Here is an 18,655-nt window from a genome sequence, read left to right as displayed (position 1 = left end):
ATGGCGTCTTGTGCCGCCCTATGCGTCGGTAGGGTGCTGCGCCGTCCAGCTCGGGACGGCGGAGAGATCGATCGGCTCGCCGGCCTCCAGGCCGGCGAGCCGCAGGTTCTCCTCCACGGTTTCGTGGACCGCGTCGAACTGCGGCTTTTCGAGTTCGAAGGTGGGGCTGGCGAAACGGCCCGGCCGCCCGGGGTGCGGGTTGCGGTAGAGCTGTTCGGAGCGGTCGCGGAGTTCCAGCATGGTGGGGATGGCCAGGGCCATCGCCCGGGGCTTGCCGTCGAATGCCTGCTGGAGGTAGGAGAGCAGGGCGGCGTAGCGGGTGTTGAAGGCGACGGCCTGCTCGTACACCTCCTTGTTCTTCTTGTAGTCGGTGACCTTGGAGTCGCCGTGGATCGGGTAGGCGTCGTCCCAGGTGACGTCCAGCAGGGGGCCGCTGGGCGGGTCCTTGGGGGTGTCGTGGGGGCCGTAGCTGCGGCCGGTGCAGATCTCGTTGAAGCGGAAGTAGTGGGCGAGCTGCCGCTGCTCGCCGAAGATCAGGTCGTCGCTGGTCCAGATGTGGTCGTCGAGGCCCTCGCCCTGTTCGCTGATGACGCGGATGGCGAGCTTGGCCGACTTCAGGTCGTGTACGGCGAAGACCTCGCCGCCGGAGTTGTAGAAGTCCTCCGGGCCGACCTGGCGTTCGGGCCGCTGGGGGAAGACCGCGGCCTCGCCGAGGTCCTTGACCAGCTTCTCCAGGCCCTGGCGGATGGCGTCGTAGAACTGGCCGATGGAGGTCCAGCCCTCCCCCGGCGCGGGGTCGGGGGCCAGTTTGCGGGGCAGCTCGATGCGCAGGAAGGTGCGCAGCGCGTCGGGCGAGAAGTGCTGGAGATGGATCAGGGGCACGTCCTTGTCGCTGCTGAACGGCAGCTTCGCCGGGTACTTGGCGACGAACTCCTTGCGGCCCACCACGGGCTTGCCGCCGACCGCGTTGAGGAGGTTCGCCACCAGGGTCATATGCAGCATCTCCTCCATCAGGACGCTGCGGATGGCGAAGTAGGCGGTGCGGTTGGTGCCCGGGTGGATGGAGTACATCCCGGTCATGTAGACGGGGATGGTGAGGTGCTCGACCTCCAGGGCGCCCTGGAGGTACCTGCGGAGCTCGTCGAGGGTCTTCGGGACGCCGAATCCCTGTGCGTGCAGGGCCATCGCGGTGATCACGCCGATGCCTCCTCGTGGGCGGGGCCGGCGAGCTCGACCGGGCGGCGGGCGTCGACGAGGTCCCGGTGGATCTGGGCGGCGCTGCGCAGGGCCAGCGCCATCATGGTGAGGGTGGGGTTGCTGGTGCCGACGGACGGCATGCTGCCGCAGCCGACGGCGTAGAGGTTGGGGTGGTCGTGGGTGCGCTGGTCCCGGTCCACCACGGACGTGGTGTCTTTGGTGCCCATGATGTGGGTGCCCGCTCCGTGCCCGGCTCCGCTGTAGGCGAGGTGGGTGCCGTTGTAGACGACGTGGCCGAGCGGGGGGACGCCGTTCTGCGGGGCGTGGTGGGTGTAGTCCTTGGCCTGGAGGAGGCCGAAGATCTGCTGGGCGACCAGGCGGGCGGCGTACAGGCCCTTGCGGACGTGGTCGTCGAGGTCGTAGGTGACGATCGGGCGGGGGTTTCCCATGGCGTCGCGGTAGCGGGCCGGATCGATGGTGACGCGGTTGTGCTCGTTCGCGGACTGCTCGACGGCGATCTGCAGCTGGAGCTGCCGGCCGATGGAGTGGCCCAGGAGGCTGCGCAGTTCGGGCCCGTAGACGCCCTTGTCCCGGATGCTGCCGTCGGGGTTGCCGCCGACGCCCAGGGCGGTGGCGACATTGCTGAGCGGGGCGCCGGTGGCCCAGCCCCAGCCCCAGTTGCCGATCTCGATGCGGAAGGGCGCGCGCTTGCCGCGTCCGGCTCCGCTGCGGAAGACCTCCCAGCCGGAGGTGTGCCCGGGGCCGCGGAACGGGCCGACCGGGCCCTTGTCCTCGGGGGCGAGCGCCCAGTTGAGGAGGGTGGGGTGGTCCATCAGGTTGCGGCCGACCTGCCCGCTCTTCTTGGCCAGGCCCGAGAACAGCAGCAGCCGGGCGTTCTCGATGGCGTGCGCGGCGAGGACGATCACGTCCGCCTCCGCGAGGTAGGTCTGGTGGACCGGTGAGACGGGGTCGGTGTACGTGCGGTACTCCACGCCGGTGACCCGGCCGTCCGACCGCGCCCGGACCCGGCTGACCACGCAGCGGGTGGCCAGGGTGACGGACTTGGGCCAGCCGGCCTGGATGCGCAGCGGATGCGACTTGGCCTGCACGGGGCAGATGGGGACGCAGCTGGCGTTGCCCACGCAGCGCTCGCCGTAGTTGGGGATGCCGACGGCGCCCTGGACGCGGTACGGGTCCCGGTAGGCGGGGTTGGGGGTGGAGTTGCGGGCCTGCGGCAGGCCGTACACGGTCAGCGCGTAGTCCTGGCCGGCCACGCCGTCCTTGACGACCTTGCCGTCGAGGTTCATGCACCGCTGGTCGATATAGCTCTGCGGGATGTGGTGCATGGGGTACTCGTAGGCGGGGTCGGTGACGGTGCCGAGGGCCCTTTGCTCCTTGGCGTTGCCGGCGACGCCGAACTCGCGCTCGGCCTCGGCGTACCAGGGCTGGAGTTCGGCGGCGGTGAAGGGCCAGTTCCGGCCGTACCCGTAGTCCTTGGCGGTGGCGAAGTCGTCGGGGAGCATGCGGGGGACGGCGCCGAGCCAGTGCATGGCGGCGCCGCCGAGCTCGCGCAGGTAGTCGGTGCCGTAGGGGAGCTTGCCGTCCTGGACCAAGTAGCCGTTGGCGGTGAACTCGGGCTGTCCGGAGGCAGGATCGGCCACCGGGGCGAGGTCGAGGACGTCGGGGTAGGGCGCGGCCTTGTTGCGGCGGTAGGCGGAGTTGGGGACCTTGGCGACGGCCGAGTAGTAGGTGGACAGGGAGTCCAGATAGCCGGGCCAGGTCTCGGTGCCGCTGTTGCCGGCCTCCAGGACGAGGACGTCCCAGCCCTGGTCGCCGAGGCGTTTGGCCAGTGCGCTGCCGGCCCAGCCCGCACCGACGACGATCACGTCGTAGCGGCGGCGGGCGGCGGCCTCCGCGGGGACGGGTCCGGTCATGGGGTGGCCTCCTCGGGGGTGGCGGCGGCTTCGCTTCGCGCGGCGGCCGCGGTGGGCACGGCGGACGGCGGGATGTGGCGGCTCAGGCGGTGGCCGGGGAGCAGCTCGTCGGGGATCGCGTCGGGGGCGACCTCACCGGCCAGTCCGGTGCGGTAGGGGACGTCGGCGAGGTCCGGACCGGTGCCGAGCCGGACGAGGCTCTGCCCGGCCGGCGCGGGCGGTTTGACCGCCCAGGTGCCGAAGCCCGGCGGTTTGGCGCCCGCCGGGTGGCCCTGGAAGGTGCGCCACACCAGGCCCTCGACGTAGGCGCTGGGCGAGGCGACGGACTCGGTGTTGGCGACCTCGCGCCGGAGCGTTGCGTGCGCCGCGGGGGCCAGCCGGGGCCAGGCGCCGGTGTACCAGAGGTAGATCAGCGCCCGGGCGACCTCGCGGTGGGGGAGGTCCAGGGCCTGGGGCCCCTTGCCCTGGGCTACGGCTTCCTTCCACTTGGTCCAGAACGTCGTGAACTGGGCGGCGCCCACCTGGCCGCGGGCGGTGTCCAGGTAGAGCCGGGCCATGCCGGTGGCGTACAGATCGAATGCGGCGAAGCCGGTCAGCGGCACGCAGTAGGTGACGAAGTCGCCCAGTTCGTCGGCTGGTTCGTCGGCTGCCCGGTCCGCTGTTCCATCGGCTGCTGCGGGGTCGGTCATCGCTCTCCTCCCGGTGCGGCATATTCGGGAGTCATGCTTCTCGGGCCCGGCGGGCGTATGCCGACAAGACTGGATAAACCACTGGAAGGCGTATGACGGGAGGTCAGTCGGGCGCCGCGGCCACCGGCGTACGCGGGAGCCCCCGCTGCCGTGCGTACGGCAGCGGGGGCTCCTGGTCGCGTCCCGGTGGCGGTCCCCCGGCTCGAACCGAGTCGGGGGCGGGGCCTAGACGCCCGCGGGCTCCGGGGTGCGGTCGGCCTCCTCGGGCCGCGCGCCGGACTTCGCGGCGCGCTTGGCGGCCTTCTTCTTCGCCCGGCGCTCCTTGCGGAGTTCGATCATCGCGTAGAGCGTCGGGACGAGGAGGAGGGTGAGCAGGGTGGAGGTGATCAGACCGCCGATCACGACCACGGCCAGCGGCTGGGATATGAAGCCGCCGTCACCGGTGATGGACAGCGCCATCGGCAGCAGCGCCATGATCGTGGCCAGCGCGGTCATCAGGATCGGGCGCAGACGGTGCCGGCCGCCCTCGACGACCGCCTCGACGACGCCGTAGCCCTGTGCGCGGTACTGGTTGATCAGGTCGATCAGCACGATGGCGTTGGTGACCACGATGCCGATCAGCATCAGCATGCCGATCATCGCCGGGACGCCCAGCGGGGTGCCGGTGGCGACCAGCAGGCCGATCGCGCCGGTCGCCGCGAAGGGTATGGAGACCAGCAGGATCAGCGGCTGGATCAGCGACTTGAAGGTGGCCACCAGGAGCATGAAGACGATGGCGATGGCCGCCAGCATCGCCAGGCCCAGCGAGGAGAAGGCGTCGGTCTGGTCCTGGGAGACGCCGCCGATCTTCGCCGTCGCACCGTCCGGCAGCTTCAGCGCGTCGATCTCGCTCTGCAGCTTGGCGCTGACCGCGCCGGTGTTGTCGCCGGTCGGCTTGGCGGTGATGGTCGCCGAGCGGGCCCCGTCGATCCGGGTCATCTGGACCGGGCCGGGCACGGTCTTCACGGTGGCGATGGTGCCGAGCTTCACCGGGCCGGCCGGCGTCGGGACGGCCAGGTTCTTCAGCTCGTCCTCGGTGGTGGCCGGGTGGGCCGACTTGATGACGATGTCCCGCTCGGTGTCGTCCAGGACGGCCTTGCCGCTGGTGGTGCCGCGGATCGCCTGGGCGACCGCGCCGCCGAGCATGGTCTGGTCGTAACCGGCCCCGGCCGCCTTGGCGTTGGGCTTGACGGAGATCCGCGGCACGCTCTGTGCCAGATCGCTCTGGACGTCGGTGACGTCGTCGAGCCCGGCGACGGCCTTGCGGACCTGCTCGGCGGCCTGCTTGAGGACGTCGGCGTCGCCCGCCTTGACGACCACGCTGAGGTCCTGGTTGCCGAAGCCGCCCCCGGCGGTGACGGTGGTGTCGCCGATGGACTTGCCGAGCTTGTCGAGCGAGGCCCGCAGGTCGTCGGTGACCTTGCCGGAGTCCGCGGAGTCCTTCAGCTTCAGCTGGTAGGAGGCCTGGTTGGCGCCGGTGCCGCCGCCGAAGGCCGCCATGAAGCCGGAGGAGCCGACGGTGACCTGGTAGTCGGCGATGTCGTCGTCGGCCGCGAGCAGCTTCTCGACCTTCTTGGCCTGCGCGTCGGACGCGCCCAGGCTGGTGCCGGGCTTGAGCTCCTGCTTGAGGGTGAGGGTGTCCTGGTCGCCCTGGTCGAAGAAGTTGGTCTTCAGCAGCGGGCCCATGCCGAACGTGCCGATGAGGATGACCACGGCGATGACCAGGCTGGTGATCCGGCGGCGGGTCGCGAAGCGCAGCACCGGGACGTACAGGCGCTGCAGCGGGCTCTGCGTCTCCTTCTCCTCGGCCTTGCGGCGCAGCTCGTCCACCGTGGTGCCCTCGGGGATCTTCGGGGCGCGCAGGAACCAGTACGACAGGACCGGGACGACCGTCAGCGAGACGATCAGGGAGGAGAGCAGGGCGACGGTCACCGTGAGGGAGAAGGAGCCGAAGAGGGCCCCGACCATGCCGCCGACCACACCGATCGGGAGGAAGACCGCGACCGTGGTGAGGGTGGAGGAGGTGATCGCTCCGGAGACCTCCTTGACGGCGGAGAGGATCGCCTCGCGGCGCTCCTCGCCGTAGCCCAGGTGCCGCTTGATGTTCTCCAGGACGACGATCGAGTCGTCGACGACGCGGCCGATCGCGATGGTCAGCGCGCCGAGGGTGAGCATGTTCAGCGAGAGGTCACCGGTCCACAGCACGATCAGCGTGATGACGACCGAGAGCGGAATGGAGACCGCGGTGACCAGGGTGGAGCGGAGGCTGAGCAGGAAGACCAGGATGACGATGACGGCCATGGCGAGGCCGAGCAGGCCCTCGGTGGTCAGCGACTCGATCGACTTGGAGACCGCGGGGCCCTGGTCGGAGGCGACCGTGACGTCGGTGCCCTTGCCCAGGTCCTTGCGGATGTCGGCGAGCTTGTCCTTGACCGCGTCGGAGATCGCGACCGCGCTGCCGTCCTGGTCCATCGTCACCATCACGGCGAGGCTGGGCTTGCCGTTGGTGCGGGTCAGGGAGGTCGGGGTGGCCGGCTCCTCCTTGACGGTGGCCACGTCGCCGAGGCGGACCGGCTCGGCGGCGGACTGGCCGGCGCCGGCACCGCCCGCGCCCGCCCCCGCGGCCGGCGCGATGCTCAGGTCCTTGATCTGCTGCACCGAGGTGAATCCGGCGCCGACCTGGACGGTCTTGCTCCTGCCGCCCTCGGCGAAGGAACCGGCGGGCACCGAGGTACCGCCGGCCTCCAGCGCCTTGCCGAGCGCCTGGGAGTTCAGCCCGGCGGCGGCGAGCTTGCGCTCGTCGGGGGTGACCGCGACGATCCGGTCCTGGACGCCGTCCACGGTGACCTGGCTGACGCCCTCGATGTTCTTCAGGTCCGGTACGACGCTGCGGTCGAGCTGGTCGGCCAGGCTCTGCTGGTCCTTGGCCGAGGAGGAGACGGCGAGGACGACGGTGGGGATGTCGTCCGTCGAGCCGGCCACCACCTGCGGGTCGACGTCCTTGGGCAGCTTGGCGCGGGCGCGGTTGACGGCCTGCTGGACGTCGGCGACCAGCCGCTTGGAGTCGTTGCCGTAGTCGAACTGCGCCATGATGACGCCCGAGCCCTCGCTGGACGTCGAGGTGACGCTCTTGATGCCGTCGACCGCCTGGACACCGTCCTCCAGCGGCTCGATCACCTGCTTCTCGACGACATCGGGCGAGGCACCCTGGTAGGGCGCCAGCACGGAGACCATCGGAAGCTCGATGGAGGGCAGGAGCTGCTGCTTGAGCTGCGGGATCGCGATGGCGCCGAAGGCGATCGCGACGATCGACATCAGCGCTATCAGGCCCCGTTGTACGAGGCTGAGTCGGGACAGCCAGGACATGGGTGGGGTCTCTCTCTTCTGTTCTGAAGGCGGTCTGGGCGTAGGGACCGTCCCGGTGTGCGGACGGCCAGGGGGGATCGGAGAGACACCCCCTGAGGACGGCGGGGCCCACGCGGGCCCGACGGCCGGGGCGCAGGGCTCCCCGGGGCCTTCGCGGGCCCAGATACACCTTCGGCCATGGCCAAGCCGGTTTTCCTCGCTCGCAGGTCGGTTTCCGGCCCGCGCCCGTACCGCGTTCGGAGTAGGGCTGCTCCACCCTCACTGCACCCGTGGGCGTACGAGTCCCGACTCGTAGGCGATGACCACCAGCTGGGCGCGGTCGCGGGCCCCCAGCTTGGCCATCGCGCGGTTGACATGCGTCTTGACCGTGAGCGGGCTGACCGCCAGCTGCTCGGCGATCTCGTCGTTGGACAGCCCGCCGGCCACCAGGACCAGCACCTCGCGCTCACGGCCGGTCAGGCTCGCCAGCCGCTCCGTGCCCCGGCCGCCGGGTCCGCCGTCGGCCGGACTGCCGCCCTGGGCGAGGAACTTGGCGATCAGGCCCTTGGTCGCGGCGGGCGACAGCAGCGCCTCGCCGGCCGCCGCGATCCGGATCGCGCCCAGCATCTCGTCCGGCTCGGCGCCCTTGCCGAGGAAGCCGCTGGCGCCGTTGCGCAGCGACTGCACCACATAGTCGTCGACCTCGAAGGTGGTCAGGATCACCACCCGGACGTCGGTGAGCTGCGGGTCCTGGCTGATCATGCGGGTGGCGGCCAGGCCGTCCACACCGGGCATCCGGATGTCCATCAGGACGACGTCGGGGCGCTCGGCCTTCGTCAGCTCGTAGGCCCGGGCACCGTCGGATGCCTCCCCCACCACCCGCATGTCCGGCTCGGAGTCGACCAGCACCCTGAAGGCGCTGCGCAGCAGGGCCTGGTCGTCGGCGAGCAGCACCTTGATCGTCATGTGTTCTCCCCCGTACGGACGGTCTGCAGTGGAAGGGTCACCCGCACCTGGAAGCCGCCCGCGGCGCGGGGGCCCGTGACGACCGTGCCGCGCAGCGCGAAGACCCGCTCGCGCATGCCGATCAGGCCATGGCCGCCGCCGCGGTCCTCGGGGGCGGCACTCTCGTCCGCCGGCCGCTCGCCGCCCCGCTGGCGGGGTACGCCGGACCGGCCCGCGCCGTCGTCCAGGACGGTCACGGTCAGCGCGCTCTCGGAGCGCCGGATCCGCACCGTGGCGCGGGCGCCCTCCCCGGCGTGCTTGTGCACGTTGGTCAGCGCCTCCTGGACCACGCGGTAGGCGGTGAGGTCCACGGAGGCGGGCAATTGCCGGGGCTCGTGCGGGAGGTCGAGGTCGACGGGGATACCGGCGCGGACGAAGCCCTCGACGAGCTGGTCGAGGACGCCGAGGCCCGGCGCGGGCTCGGTCGGCGCCTTGGGGTCGTCGGACTGGCGCAGCAGGCCGACCGTGGCGCGCAGCTCCTCCAGCGCCGAGCGGGACGCCTCGCGGACGTGCGCCAGGGCCTGCTTGGCCTGGTCGGGGCGGTTGTCCATGACGTGCGAGGCGACGCCGGCCTGGACGTTGACCAGGGCGATGTGGTGGGCGACGACGTCATGGAGGTCGCGGGCGATGCGCATCCGCTCCTCGGCGACCCGGCGGCGGGCCTCCTCCTCGCGGGTGCGCTCGGCCCGCTCGGCGCGCTCGCGGATGGCGTCCACGAAGGCGCGGCGGCTGCGCACCGCGTCCCCCGCGGCGGCGGCCATGCCCGTCCAGGCGAAGATGCCGAGGTTCTCCTGCGCGTACCAGGGGCGGGGCCCGTAGAGCATCGCGGAGGCGGTCAGCACGACCGCGGTCAGCGCGCCGAGCCGCCAGGTCGTGGGCCGGTCCGTGCGCGAGGCGAGGCTGTAGAGCGCGATCGCGGCGGCGCCGACCACGGGGGCGCGCGGGTCGCCGGCGCGGACGAGCAGCTCGACGACGGTCAGGGTGCCGGTGGCCGCCAGGACCGTACGGGGCAGCCGGCGGCGGAACACCAGGGTGGCGCAGGCCAGCGCGGCCAGCACCACGGCCGAGGCGGAGAGCCGGTGCGGCGCCCACTGCGGGCCGTGGACGCGGTGCGGATCGACCACCGCGCCGAACAGGATGCACGCGAACACGGCCACCGCCAGGGCGGCGTCGAACGCGAGGGGATGCGTCCGGTGCCACTGGAAGCGGCCGGCGGCGCGGGGCGCTTCCGGACCGGGGTCGAGGGGACTCACAAGAGGAAACGGTAGCGCCCCGGTCCGACGAGGGACCGGGGCGCCGTGTGCCGTATGCGCTGGAGTGGAGCTGGGGCGGGCGGTCAGCCCGGGATGAGGCCGTCGTCGCTGAGCATCTCCCGGACCTCTGCGAGGGAGGCGTCCGGGGCCGGCAGGATCAGCTCGGAGGGTTCGAGGGCGTCGTCGGGAAGCGGTGTGCCCATACGGCGCACCGCTTCCAGGAGGGCGCCGAGAGTGCGCCGGAAGCCTTCCTCGTCGCCGCTCTCCATCTCCTCAAGAAGCTCGTCGTCCAGCTTGTTGAGCTCGATGAAGTGGGCGTCGTCCAGCTTCACCTGGCCCTCCCCCATGATCCGTACGATCACGACGGTCTCCCTCGGTCCGGTCCCGACGATCTCTGCGAGGCTAACTCCCGGCGACCGTCACTGCTTGTCGAAACGCGGCTGGTCCTGCTGCGGCGAGGGCTGGGCCTGGCCGCCCTGACCGCTTTCGAGGGCCTGCTTGCCGGCCGACGGGCCGCCCGCCAGCTCGGCCTTCATCCGCTGCAGCTCCAGCTCGACATCGCTGCCGCCGGAGAGCCGGTCCAGCTCGGCGGTGATGTCGTCCTTGGCCATACCGGACGGGTCGTCCAGCGCGCCGGAGGCCATCAGCTCGTCGATGGCACCGGCCCTGGCCTGCAGCTGCGCGGTCTTGTCCTCCGCGCGCTGGATCGCCAGGCCGACGTCGCCCATCTCCTCGGAGATGCCGGAGAACGCCTCGCCGATCCGGGTCTGCGCCTGGGCGGCCGTGTACGTGGCCTTGATCGTCTCCTTCTTCGTACGGAAGGCGTCGACCTTGGCCTGCAGCCGCTGCGCCGCGAGCGTGAGCTTCTCCTCCTCGCCCTGCAGCGTCTGGTGCTGCGTCTCCAGGTCCGTGACCTGCTGCTGCAGCGCGCTGCGCCGGGTGAGCGCCTCGCGGGCCAGGTCCTCGCGGCCGAGCGCCAGCGCCTTGCGGCCCTGGTCCTCCAGCTTGGCGGACTGGCCTTGGAGCTGGTTGAGCTGCAGCTCCAGGCGCTTGCGGGAGGTCGCCACGTCGGCGACACCGCGGCGTACCTTCTGCAGCAGTTCCAGCTGCTTCTGGTACGAGTAGTCGAGGGTCTCGCGCGGGTCTTCGGCCCGGTCCAGGGCCTTGTTGGCCTTCGCGCGGAAGATCATCCCCATCCGCTTCATGACACCATCGCTCATGGGCCTCGCGCGCCCCCTTCTGACCGAGTCGCCTCGGGCTTAGGCTCCAGCACATCTACAGACCCCACAGTACGGGCCTTGGTTCCATTACCGCACTGTTCGCGGCCGGATGCGCTCATCCTCCAGGACGATCGCGGAGTGCGTCTTCTCCCGCGCAAGGAGTAGGCGGCCGCCGGACACCCCGCCCCCGAGGGCCCGGGCGGGTGGCGTTGCCTGATCGTGCCCCGCCGGACCCTGGCCCCCGCGCGGCGACCACGTACCCTTGGGTGTTGTGTTCCGAAGCCGTTCGAAGGATGAGCAGGCCGCGACCGCCAAGGTGACCGCGGACCAGCCCCAGCAGCCCCGCGACCCGCAGGCCCCCAAAGGCCGCCCGACGCCGAAGCGCAGCGACTCCCAGTCGCAGCGCCGCTCCCGTGCGCAGACGCCGACCAACCGCAAGGACGCCGCCAAGGCGCAGCGGGAGGCCCGCCGTGCGGACATGGCCCGCCAGCGTGAGGCGATGGCCAGCGGCGACGAGCGTTATCTGCCGGTGCGCGACAAGGGACCGGTGCGCCGGTTCGCCCGCGACTACGTCGACTCGCGCTGGTGCGTCGCGGAGTTCTTCCTGCCGATGGCCGTGGTGATCCTGGTGCTCACCATGATCCGGGTGCCCTCGATCCAGAGCATCGCGCTGCTGCTGTGGCTCGTGATCATCGTGCTGATCGTGCTCGACTCGGTCCTCATCTGGTTCCGCATGGGCAAGCAGCTCCAGGAGCGGTTCCCGAAGGAGAACATCAAGGGCGTGAAGGCGTACGCGGTGATGCGGACGCTGCAGATGCGGCGGCTGCGGCTGCCCAAGCCCCAGGTCAAGCGGGGCGAACGGCCGTAGCGGCCGGTCCGGTCTTCCGGGTGCGGGGCCTGGTCCGTGCGGACCGGGCCCCGCACCCGTTCGGCGTTCAGCCCTCTTCGGCGGCGGCCTGCAGGCTCATCGGCCCCGCGTAGATCTCCGTGCCGTCCTCGAAGAGGCGGACCTGGTCGACGCCGCCGTCGAGGAGGGCCTTCCACTCCTCGCCGATCCAGGACTCCGCGTCGCCCTGCGTGGTGAACTCCTCCGGTTCCACGGGCGGCGCCGTCTCCGTACCGTCGGTCTTCTCGAACCGCCACGTCCACACCATGTGCGCCTCCTGGATCCCACCGAGTACGTGTCTGTGCCACCGCGGACCGCGTCTCGACGCACTCCGCCATGTCGTGCTTCCGTGCTGATCGGCAGCTTAACGGCCCATGTTCCCGTGCGGAGTGGCGAGCCGGGGCAGGAGCCGTCGGTCGTTGCGGTTGGGGCCGCGGTGGCGGTTGCGCCGCTGCCCCGCGCCGCCATACGGGAACCCGCCGCACCGGATCGGCCGTGTCGGGAGGTGCCCCCACCGCGCCGGGCGGGGCGGGACGCGAGAAACTCGGCGATGTGGACGTGACTCTCCTCGGCACCGGGGCCCCGCGGGGGCTGCCGCGCCCCGACTGCCCGTGTGCCCGCTGTGCGACCGCCGTCGGCGAGGAGGCGCGGGCGGCGACCGCGCTGCTCGTCGACGGTGCGCTGCTGATCGATCTGACGCCGGGCCCGGCCTTCGCGGCGGCCCGTGCCGGGCAGTCGCTGGCCGGCGTACGGCAGGTGCTGCTGTCGCATCCGCACGACGGGCCGGTGATGGAGGTGCCGGCCGGGCTGCCCACGCCGGGCCGGGTCGCCGACGGGCGGGAGCTGGCGCTGCTGGACGGGCACCGGGTGCGGGCCCTGGCGGTGGACATCCCGGGGACCGGGTACGAGATCTCCGGCCCCGGCGGTGAGCGGCTGCTGTATCTGCCGCCGGGTGCGGCGCCGGCCGGGCTGGGCGACGCCGACAACGGCCTGGGCGCCGGTGGCCCGTACGACCTGGTGCTGCTCGACGTGCTGGAGCGGCCGGACGCGCTGGCCCGGCTGCGGGCGATCGGTGCGGTGGACGCGGCGACGGACGTGGTGGCGGTGCATATCGACCACGGCGTACCGCCGGGGCCCGAACTGCACCGCCGGCTGGCGGCGGTGGGCGCCCGCGCGGTGGCGGACGGCGCCTCGCTGGTGGTCGGCGAGTACCACGCGGTGCCGGATCTGCCGCGCCGCACCCTGGTGCTGGGCGGGGCGCGCAGCGGGAAGTCGGTGGAGGCCGAGCGGCGGCTCGCGGCCTTCCCGGACGTGGTGTACGTGGCGACCGGCGGGACCCGGGACGGCGACGAGGAGTGGGCGGAGCGGATCTCGCTGCACCGCGAGCGGCGGCCGAGCAGCTGGCGCACCGTCGAGACCTGCGATCTGGTGCCGCTGCTGGAGGCGGCCGGGCGGGACGGGGAGGCCGCCGGGCCCGGCCCGGAGCCGGGCGACGGGCGGCCGGCCGATGCCTCGCCGCTGCTGATCGACTGCCTCGCCCTGTGGCTGACGCATGCGATGGACGAGGTCGGGGCGTGGGACGACGCGACCTGGGAGGCCGGTGGCCGGCGGGCGCTGCGGGAGCGGGCCGACGCGCTGGTGGCGGCGCTGCGGGAGACCCGGCGGCCGGTGGTGGCGGTCAGCAACGAGGTCGGCTCGGGGGTGGTGCCGGCGACCGCGGCCGGCCGCCGGTTCCGCGACGAACTGGGGCGGCTGAACGCGGCGTTCGGCGCGGAGTGCGAGCAGGTGCTGCTGGTCGTCGCGGGCCAGGCGCTTGCGCTGCGCGGATGACGGTTGCCCCGAGGGGCCCGTGTCCGCTTGCCCCGGGGCGCGGCGGCGGGTGCTCTTGACCCGTGACCGGAACCGAGCTGACCGACGCGGCCGTCCGTGCCTACCTCGCGCGACACCCGGAGGCGACCGTGGTCGCCCTCGGCGAGGGGCTGGGCACCGGTTTCTGGCGGCTGGACAACGGGCGGCTGAACTGGCTGACGGTGCAGCCGGCGGAGTCCGCCGCACTGCGCCGGATGCTGCTGCCGGACGGCGCCCGGCGGCGTACGGTCGCCGGCGCGATGGCCGATCACCGCTGGCTGGACGCGGTGCGCGAGCCGCAGCGCGGGGTCATCGTCACGGCCCCGGGCGGGCTGCTGCGGCTGTCGCCACCCGGGGTGCGCGGGCTGCTGGCAGCGTGTGCGGAGCGGTTTCCCGGCGGTGCGCTGGTCTTCGACGCGCTGTCGCGGCGGGATCTGCCGCGGGTGGCGGGCGCGCACCCGGGCATCGTCGCCGTCCGCGAACGCCGGCCGGCGGGGCTGCGGCACCGGCTGCCGGGGCTGCGGGCGGGCACGCCGACGGTGTGCGAGCTGCACTTCGCGGTGCGGTGAGCAAAGCCCAGCCCCCACGGCCCCGCCCCACCCCTCGCCGGATATACGTGACCGGCCACACTCCACGATGCGGGAACGAAACCCCAGCCCCCACGGCCCCGCCCCAGCCCTCGCCGGATATACGTGACCGGCCACACTCCACGATGCGCGAACGAAACCCCAGCCCCCACGGCCCCGCCCCACCCTTCGCCGGATATACGTGACCGGTAATCTGCGGCCAATGAGCAGCCTGAACCTCGATGACTTCGCCGAACTGATCGAGCGCCCCGACGGCGGGGCGCGCCGTGACGCCGAGGAGCGGCGGGCGCGGTCGGCCGTGCCGCCGGGGGCGCTCGGCCGGCTCGACGAGCTGGGCGAGTGGCTGGCGGCCGCGCAGCAGAAGGTGCCGGTGCGGCCCGTCGAGCGGCCGCGGGTGCTGCTGTTCGCCGGGGACCACGGAGTGGCGGAGCTGGGGGTCTCAGCCCGGCCGGCCGGCGGCACCCGGGAGCTCGTACGGGCCGTGCTGGACGGTGCGAGCCCGACCGCGGTGCTGGCCCGCCGCCTGGGGGCCCCGCTGCGGGTGGTCGACATGGCGGTGGACTGCGATCCGCAGGAGCTGCCCGAGGAGGTGACCCGCCATCGGGTGCGGCGCTCCAGCGGCCGGATCGACATCGAGGACGCGCTGAGCGCCGAGGAGGCCGAGGCGGCGTTCCTGGCCGGGATGGCGATCGCGGACGAGGAGGCGGACGCCGGCACCGACCTGGTGGTGCTGGGCGATCTGAGCGTCGGCGGCACGACGGCCGCGAGCACGCTGATCGCCGCGCTGTGCGGCACGGACGCCTCGGTGGTCACCGGGCGGGGCGGGGCCCCGATCGACGACCTGGCCTGGATGCGCAAGTGCGCGGCGATCCGCGACGCGCTGCGCCGGGCCCGGCCGGTGCTCGGCGACCAGCTGGAGCTGCTGGCCGCGGTCGGCGGCGCGGATCTGGCCGCGATGACCGGCTTCCTGCTGCAGAGCGCGGTGCGGCGGACGCCGGTGATCCTGGACGGGGTGGTCTCGGCGGCCTGTGCGCTGGTGGCGCAGCGGGTGGCGTTCCGGGCTCCGGACTGGTGGCTGGCCGGTCAGGCGAGCGGTGAGCCGGCGCAGGCCAAGGCACTGGACCGGATCGCACTCAACCCTCTGCTCGACCACGGCGTCAGTGCGGGTGAGGGGACGGGGGCGTTGCTGGCTCTGCCATTGGTGCAGGCGGCCGCGGCCCTGGCGGCAGAATTGCCCGTACGCGACTGACGCGGCGCCGGCCGGCAGCGGCCGGCCGCCGTGCCGAGGGATCGGACGGGCGTCCCATCAGGGGCGCCCGTGACTTCATGCCCGTACCGGACCACCGGCGGCGCCCCCATAAGATCGCGCTTTACACGTTTTTTATGGGAGACATCGCTTGCGTCCGGATGAAGGCCACGAGGACCGCCGCCGCGGTCGCTGGTCACAGCGGGGTGCCGGGTTCGGCATCTGGTATCTGCGTACCGTCACGTTCATCAACCTGCTGAGCGCGGTGTGGGTGTCGTTCGCCGACGACATCCGCCGGCACAACATCGAGGAGTACTTCACCCCGTATCTGCTCACGGCGGGCTTCGCGTCCGGTGCCTTCTCGCTGTTCCTGTCGGTGACGCTGCGGCGGCGCAAGCGGGCGGCGTGGATCTTGAACCTGGTGCTGTCCGGGCTGCTCTCGCTGCTGTTCGCCTTCGCGCTGGCGGCCGCCCCGGAGTTCCGCGGCCATCCGCAGAACTGGGTGTCGCTGCTGCTGACGCTGCTGTTCGCCGCCGCGCTGGTGGTCGGGCGCCGGGAGTTCTACGCCAAGGGCGACCGCTCGAACCCGAAGCTGGCGGCCCTGACCGCGGTCGGCGGGCTGCTGGTCACCTCGCTGCTGGCGGCGCTGCTGGTGACGGTCACCAACACCGCGCAGGACGCCTCCGCCGCGTCCTCGACGTTCTTCCAGCGCTGGCGCTACGGGCTGATGCGGCTGGTGTCGCTGGCCCCCGACGACCGGCACTTCCCCGGGATCACCACCCCGGGTTGGGTCGATGTCGCGATCAATGTGCTCAGCGCGCTGCTGCTGGTGGCCGTGCTGTGGGCGGCGTTCCGGTCCGTGCGCAGCACCGAGGCGATCACCGAGGACGACGAGGAGCGGCTGCGCGCCCTGCTCGCGCGGCACGGCGCCCGCGACTCGCTGGGCTACTTCGCGCTGCGCCGCGACAAGAGCGTGCTGTTCTCCCCCAGCGGCAAGGCCGCGGTCACCTATCGCGTGGTGGGCGGGGTCTCGCTGGCCTCCGGCGATCCGCTGGGCGACCCCGAGGCATGGCCCGGGGCGATCGAGGTGTGGCTGGCCGAGGCCCGCGAGCACGGCTGGGCGCCGGCGGTGATGGGCGCGAGCGAGGAGGGCGGCACGATCTACGCCCGGCACGGGCTGGACGCGCTGGAGCTCGGCGACGAGGCGATCGTGGAGACCGCGGAGTTCACCCTCGGCGGCCGGGCGATGCGCACGGTGCGGCAGGCGTACAACCGCATCGAGCGGGCCGGCTACACCGTCCGGATCCGCCGCCACGAGGACATCCCGGCCGAGGAGATGGACCGGCTGCTGCGGCTGGCCGACGACTGGCGCGACGGGGAGACCGAGCGCGGTTTCTCGATGGCGCTGGGCCGGCTCGGCGACCCGGGTGACGGGCGCTGCGTGATGCTCGAATGCTCCGACGGCACCGGCGAGCTGCGCGCCCTGCTGAGCTTTGTGCCGTGGGGCGAGAAGGGCCTTTCGCTGGATCTGATGCGGCGCGACCGCGACTCCGAGAACGGGCTGATGGAGTTCATGGTCCTGGAGCTGATCCAGCGGGCGAAAGAGGTGGAGATCACTCAGCTCTCACTGAACTTCGCGATGTTCCGCTCCGTCTTCGAACGCGGATCGCGGCTCGGCGCGGGCCCGGTGCTGCGCCTGTGGCGCTCGCTGCTCAGCTTCTTCTCCAGGTGGTGGCAGATCGAATCGCTCTATCGCGCCAATGCGAAATACCGGCCGATCTGGGAGCCGCGGTACATGCTCTTCGAAAAGAGCACCGATCTGCTGCGCATCGGCATCGCCGCGGGCCGGGCGGAAGGCTTTCTGGAAGCACCCGGTCTGCCCAAGTGGCTGAACCGCAAGCACCTGGAGAACGTGAGATGACCGAGGCTGGGGTGGGGCGGCCGGAGGTTTCCGCCCTGCGCCGCGCCGCGCGTGCCGAGTGGGGGCCGCTGCTGCGGACGGTCCGGTCCGCGCTGGCCGCGTCGAAGCTGCGGGCGATCCCCGTGACGCTCGGCGCGGTGGGTCTGACCCTGGTCTTCCAGTACGTGCAGAACCAGCCCTGGGGCTATCGGACGGTCCAGGACATCGGGTCCGTACAGGCATGGGAGCATCTGTGGGTGGCGCTGCTGCGCACCCCGCTGTCGCTGTTCGTGCCGGCGCTGGACCTTCCGGTATGGGGCGCGCTGGCGCAGATCCTGGTGGTCTTCGGGATCGCGGAGATCTGTGTCGGCTGGCGGCAGACGCTGCTGGTCGCCTACCTCGCCACGCTCGCCGGGACGATGTACGCGCGGATCGGCATCTGGATCGGCCCGCAGAGCCCCATCGGGCTGCCCGACTCGGACAAGTACGTCATCGACACCGGGCCGTCGGCGGCCGTGGTGGGCCTGGCGGTGTACGTCTGCTGGCGCTACCGGGCGTGGTTCACCGGTTCGCTGGTGGTGCTGGCGATGCTCTTCGAGGTGGTGTTCATCAAGAACAACCTGGCCGGCAAGGAGCATGTCGCGGCGATTCTGGCGGTGCTGGTGCTGTGCGGGCTGTGGGAGTCCACCCGGCCGAGGAAGCCGCGGGACGCGGTGCGGATCAGCGGCTCGGGGCGCCGCCGATGAGGTGCTCGACCTTGCGGCGCAGCCCCGACCAGCGGCGGTCGTGACGGTAGGCGCGGACCTGTGCGCGGGCCCGCGCCTTCGGCCGTCTGCGGTAGAAGCGCCTGGCCCAGGGCGAGTTGGGCCGGGCCAGCCGGATCGCGCCGAAGAGCGCGACGAACGGCACGAACACCCCGATGACGGCGATCCGGGCCTTGCCCTTGAGGAGCGCGACGACCGCGAGCAAGAAGTTGCCGGCCACGGTCCGCACGACCGTGAGGCGGTCGGAGGTCTCGTCCGAGGTCAGTTCGTTGACGCCGAAGGGCAGGAAGCCGCCGAGGACCAGGGCGACCAGCGCGGCGGTGAGGATGACGATCTCGACGCTCTTGGTCCCCTCCTCGGTCCAGTAGACGTCGTCCAGATGGAGGATCAGCGCGAACTCGTCCAGGACGAGTCCGACGCCGATGCCGAAGAGCACCGCCGCCGCCCCGGCGCCGAAGCCGCGCCGGCCGCCGGCGAGCGCGATGAAGCCGCCGACGACCATCAGGATCACCCCAGGGACGACGTGGTGGACGTGCAGGCCGCCGGGTGAGAGGTCGCGGAACGGGCCCCGGCCCGCGCGGATGAGACGGGTGATGACCCGGGTCACCAGGAAGGTCAGCACGAACGAGGCCAGGGCGAGCAGCAGCGGGAGTTTCCCCGGCTCGACGATGTTGCGGTACCACCAGTGGCCCATCCCACACGCTCCCCAATTGTCGCGTAAGGCCATTTAACGGCCAGTTGG

At 72.2% G+C, this 18,655-nt stretch carries 16 protein-coding genes; 6 read left to right on the top strand and 10 right to left on the bottom strand.

From position 1 onward, the window contains the following. Positions 1 to 18: 18 nt before the first annotated feature. The 8 genes from ACZ4NB_RS32450 to ACZ4NB_RS32415 all read right to left on the bottom strand — a co-directional run bounded on the left by ACZ4NB_RS32450 (position 19) and on the right by ACZ4NB_RS32415 (position 10,667). Entirely contained in the window at positions 19 to 1,197 is a 1,179-nt protein-coding gene (locus tag ACZ4NB_RS32450; protein WP_467666618.1) for a ferritin-like domain-containing protein, read from the bottom strand. After that, a complete protein-coding gene (locus ACZ4NB_RS32445) occupies positions 1,194 to 3,131 on the bottom strand; it encodes a GMC family oxidoreductase (protein ID WP_467666617.1) in 1,938 nt (645 codons plus the stop codon). Before ACZ4NB_RS32445 ends, ACZ4NB_RS32450 begins: the two co-directional genes overlap by 4 nt. Beyond that, positions 3,128 to 3,820: a hypothetical protein gene (locus ACZ4NB_RS32440; protein WP_467666616.1), complete on the bottom strand. Its 693-nt coding sequence runs from the start codon at positions 3,818 to 3,820 to the stop codon at positions 3,128 to 3,130. The genes ACZ4NB_RS32445 and ACZ4NB_RS32440 overlap by 4 nt, the downstream gene beginning before the upstream one ends. 225 nt (positions 3,821 to 4,045) lie before the next feature. Continuing rightward, the gene (locus ACZ4NB_RS32435; RefSeq protein ID WP_467666615.1) at positions 4,046 to 7,225 is read right to left on the bottom strand and encodes an efflux RND transporter permease subunit; all 3,180 of its coding nucleotides are present in this window, start codon (positions 7,223 to 7,225) and stop codon (positions 4,046 to 4,048) included. A gap of 258 nt (positions 7,226 to 7,483) precedes the next feature. Next, on the bottom strand, positions 7,484 to 8,170 hold the full coding sequence (locus ACZ4NB_RS32430) for a response regulator (RefSeq protein WP_467666614.1): 687 nt from the start codon (positions 8,168 to 8,170) through the stop codon (positions 7,484 to 7,486). Next, entirely contained in the window at positions 8,167 to 9,462 is a 1,296-nt protein-coding gene (locus ACZ4NB_RS32425) for a sensor histidine kinase (protein WP_467666613.1), read from the bottom strand. Before ACZ4NB_RS32425 ends, ACZ4NB_RS32430 begins: the two co-directional genes overlap by 4 nt. 83 nt (positions 9,463 to 9,545) lie before the next feature. Continuing rightward, positions 9,546 to 9,824, bottom strand: coding sequence for a PspA-associated protein PspAA (pspAA, locus tag ACZ4NB_RS32420; RefSeq protein ID WP_393494381.1), 279 nt, complete (start codon positions 9,822 to 9,824; stop codon positions 9,546 to 9,548). 57 nt (positions 9,825 to 9,881) lie between these two features. Next, positions 9,882 to 10,667 carry a PspA/IM30 family protein gene (locus ACZ4NB_RS32415; RefSeq protein ID WP_467666629.1) on the bottom strand — a complete coding sequence of 262 codons (786 nt, stop codon included), beginning with the start codon at positions 10,665 to 10,667 and terminating at the stop codon, positions 9,882 to 9,884. A 286-nt stretch (positions 10,668 to 10,953) separates the two neighbouring features. On the opposite strand from ACZ4NB_RS32415, the gene ACZ4NB_RS32410 reads away from it, so the two are divergent. Beyond that, positions 10,954 to 11,550, top strand: coding sequence for a DUF3043 domain-containing protein (locus tag ACZ4NB_RS32410; protein ID WP_393494384.1), 597 nt, complete (start codon positions 10,954 to 10,956; stop codon positions 11,548 to 11,550). A 67-nt stretch (positions 11,551 to 11,617) separates the two neighbouring features. On the opposite strand, the gene ACZ4NB_RS32405 is transcribed toward ACZ4NB_RS32410, so the two are convergent. Then, a complete protein-coding gene (locus tag ACZ4NB_RS32405; RefSeq protein WP_467666612.1) occupies positions 11,618 to 11,836 on the bottom strand; it encodes a hypothetical protein in 219 nt (72 codons plus the stop codon). A gap of 284 nt (positions 11,837 to 12,120) precedes the next feature. Here ACZ4NB_RS32405 and ACZ4NB_RS32400 point away from each other — a divergent pair, with 284 nt between their 5' ends. The 5 genes from ACZ4NB_RS32400 (at position 12,121) to ACZ4NB_RS32380 (ending at position 17,895) form a co-directional block, all read left to right on the top strand. After that, on the top strand, positions 12,121 to 13,398 hold the full coding sequence (locus tag ACZ4NB_RS32400; RefSeq protein WP_467666611.1) for a bifunctional adenosylcobinamide kinase/adenosylcobinamide-phosphate guanylyltransferase: 1,278 nt from the start codon (positions 12,121 to 12,123) through the stop codon (positions 13,396 to 13,398). A gap of 62 nt (positions 13,399 to 13,460) precedes the next feature. Further along, positions 13,461 to 13,985 carry a class I SAM-dependent methyltransferase gene (locus ACZ4NB_RS32395; RefSeq protein ID WP_467666610.1) on the top strand — a complete coding sequence of 175 codons (525 nt, stop codon included), beginning with the start codon at positions 13,461 to 13,463 and terminating at the stop codon, positions 13,983 to 13,985. A gap of 220 nt (positions 13,986 to 14,205) precedes the next feature. Then, positions 14,206 to 15,252: a nicotinate-nucleotide--dimethylbenzimidazole phosphoribosyltransferase gene (gene cobT, locus ACZ4NB_RS32390; protein ID WP_467666609.1), complete on the top strand. Its 1,047-nt coding sequence runs from the start codon at positions 14,206 to 14,208 to the stop codon at positions 15,250 to 15,252. 148 nt (positions 15,253 to 15,400) lie between these two features. Continuing rightward, positions 15,401 to 17,170: a phosphatidylglycerol lysyltransferase domain-containing protein gene (locus ACZ4NB_RS32385; protein WP_467666608.1), complete on the top strand. Its 1,770-nt coding sequence runs from the start codon at positions 15,401 to 15,403 to the stop codon at positions 17,168 to 17,170. Further along, a complete protein-coding gene (locus ACZ4NB_RS32380) occupies positions 17,167 to 17,895 on the top strand; it encodes a hypothetical protein (RefSeq protein WP_467666607.1) in 729 nt (242 codons plus the stop codon). Before ACZ4NB_RS32385 ends, ACZ4NB_RS32380 begins: the two co-directional genes overlap by 4 nt. On the opposite strand, the gene ACZ4NB_RS32375 is transcribed toward ACZ4NB_RS32380, so the two are convergent. Continuing rightward, positions 17,870 to 18,607, bottom strand: coding sequence for a hypothetical protein (locus tag ACZ4NB_RS32375; protein WP_467666606.1), 738 nt, complete (start codon positions 18,605 to 18,607; stop codon positions 17,870 to 17,872). The two genes, ACZ4NB_RS32380 and ACZ4NB_RS32375, sit on opposite strands and share 26 nt — an antisense overlap. Positions 18,608 to 18,655 lie beyond the last annotated feature (48 nt).

This window comes from Streptomyces sp. NPDC026575 (assembly GCF_055567415.1).
This window is presented reverse-complemented; position numbering and strand designations above follow the sequence as displayed.

What these genes read in the sequence shown, in the direction of transcription:
- ACZ4NB_RS32445 (WP_467666617.1), bottom strand. Translation starts at nt 3,131, where the DNA reads ATGACCGGACCCGTCCCCGCGGAGGCCGCCGCCCGCCGCCGCTACGAC.
- ACZ4NB_RS32440 (WP_467666616.1), bottom strand. Translation starts at nt 3,820, where the DNA reads ATGACCGACCCCGCAGCAGCCGATGGAACAGCGGACCGGGCAGCCGAC.
- ACZ4NB_RS32435 (WP_467666615.1), bottom strand. Translation starts at nt 7,225, where the DNA reads ATGTCCTGGCTGTCCCGACTCAGCCTCGTACAACGGGGCCTGATAGCG.
- ACZ4NB_RS32430 (WP_467666614.1), bottom strand. Translation starts at nt 8,170, where the DNA reads ATGACGATCAAGGTGCTGCTCGCCGACGACCAGGCCCTGCTGCGCAGC.
- ACZ4NB_RS32415 (WP_467666629.1), bottom strand. Translation starts at nt 10,667, where the DNA reads ATGAAGCGGATGGGGATGATCTTCCGCGCGAAGGCCAACAAGGCCCTG.
- ACZ4NB_RS32405 (WP_467666612.1), bottom strand. Translation starts at nt 11,836, where the DNA reads ATGGTGTGGACGTGGCGGTTCGAGAAGACCGACGGTACGGAGACGGCG.
- cobT (WP_467666609.1), top strand. Translation starts at nt 14,206, where the DNA reads ATGAGCAGCCTGAACCTCGATGACTTCGCCGAACTGATCGAGCGCCCC.
- ACZ4NB_RS32380 (WP_467666607.1), top strand. Translation starts at nt 17,167, where the DNA reads ATGACCGAGGCTGGGGTGGGGCGGCCGGAGGTTTCCGCCCTGCGCCGC.
- ACZ4NB_RS32375 (WP_467666606.1), bottom strand. Translation starts at nt 18,607, where the DNA reads ATGGGCCACTGGTGGTACCGCAACATCGTCGAGCCGGGGAAACTCCCG.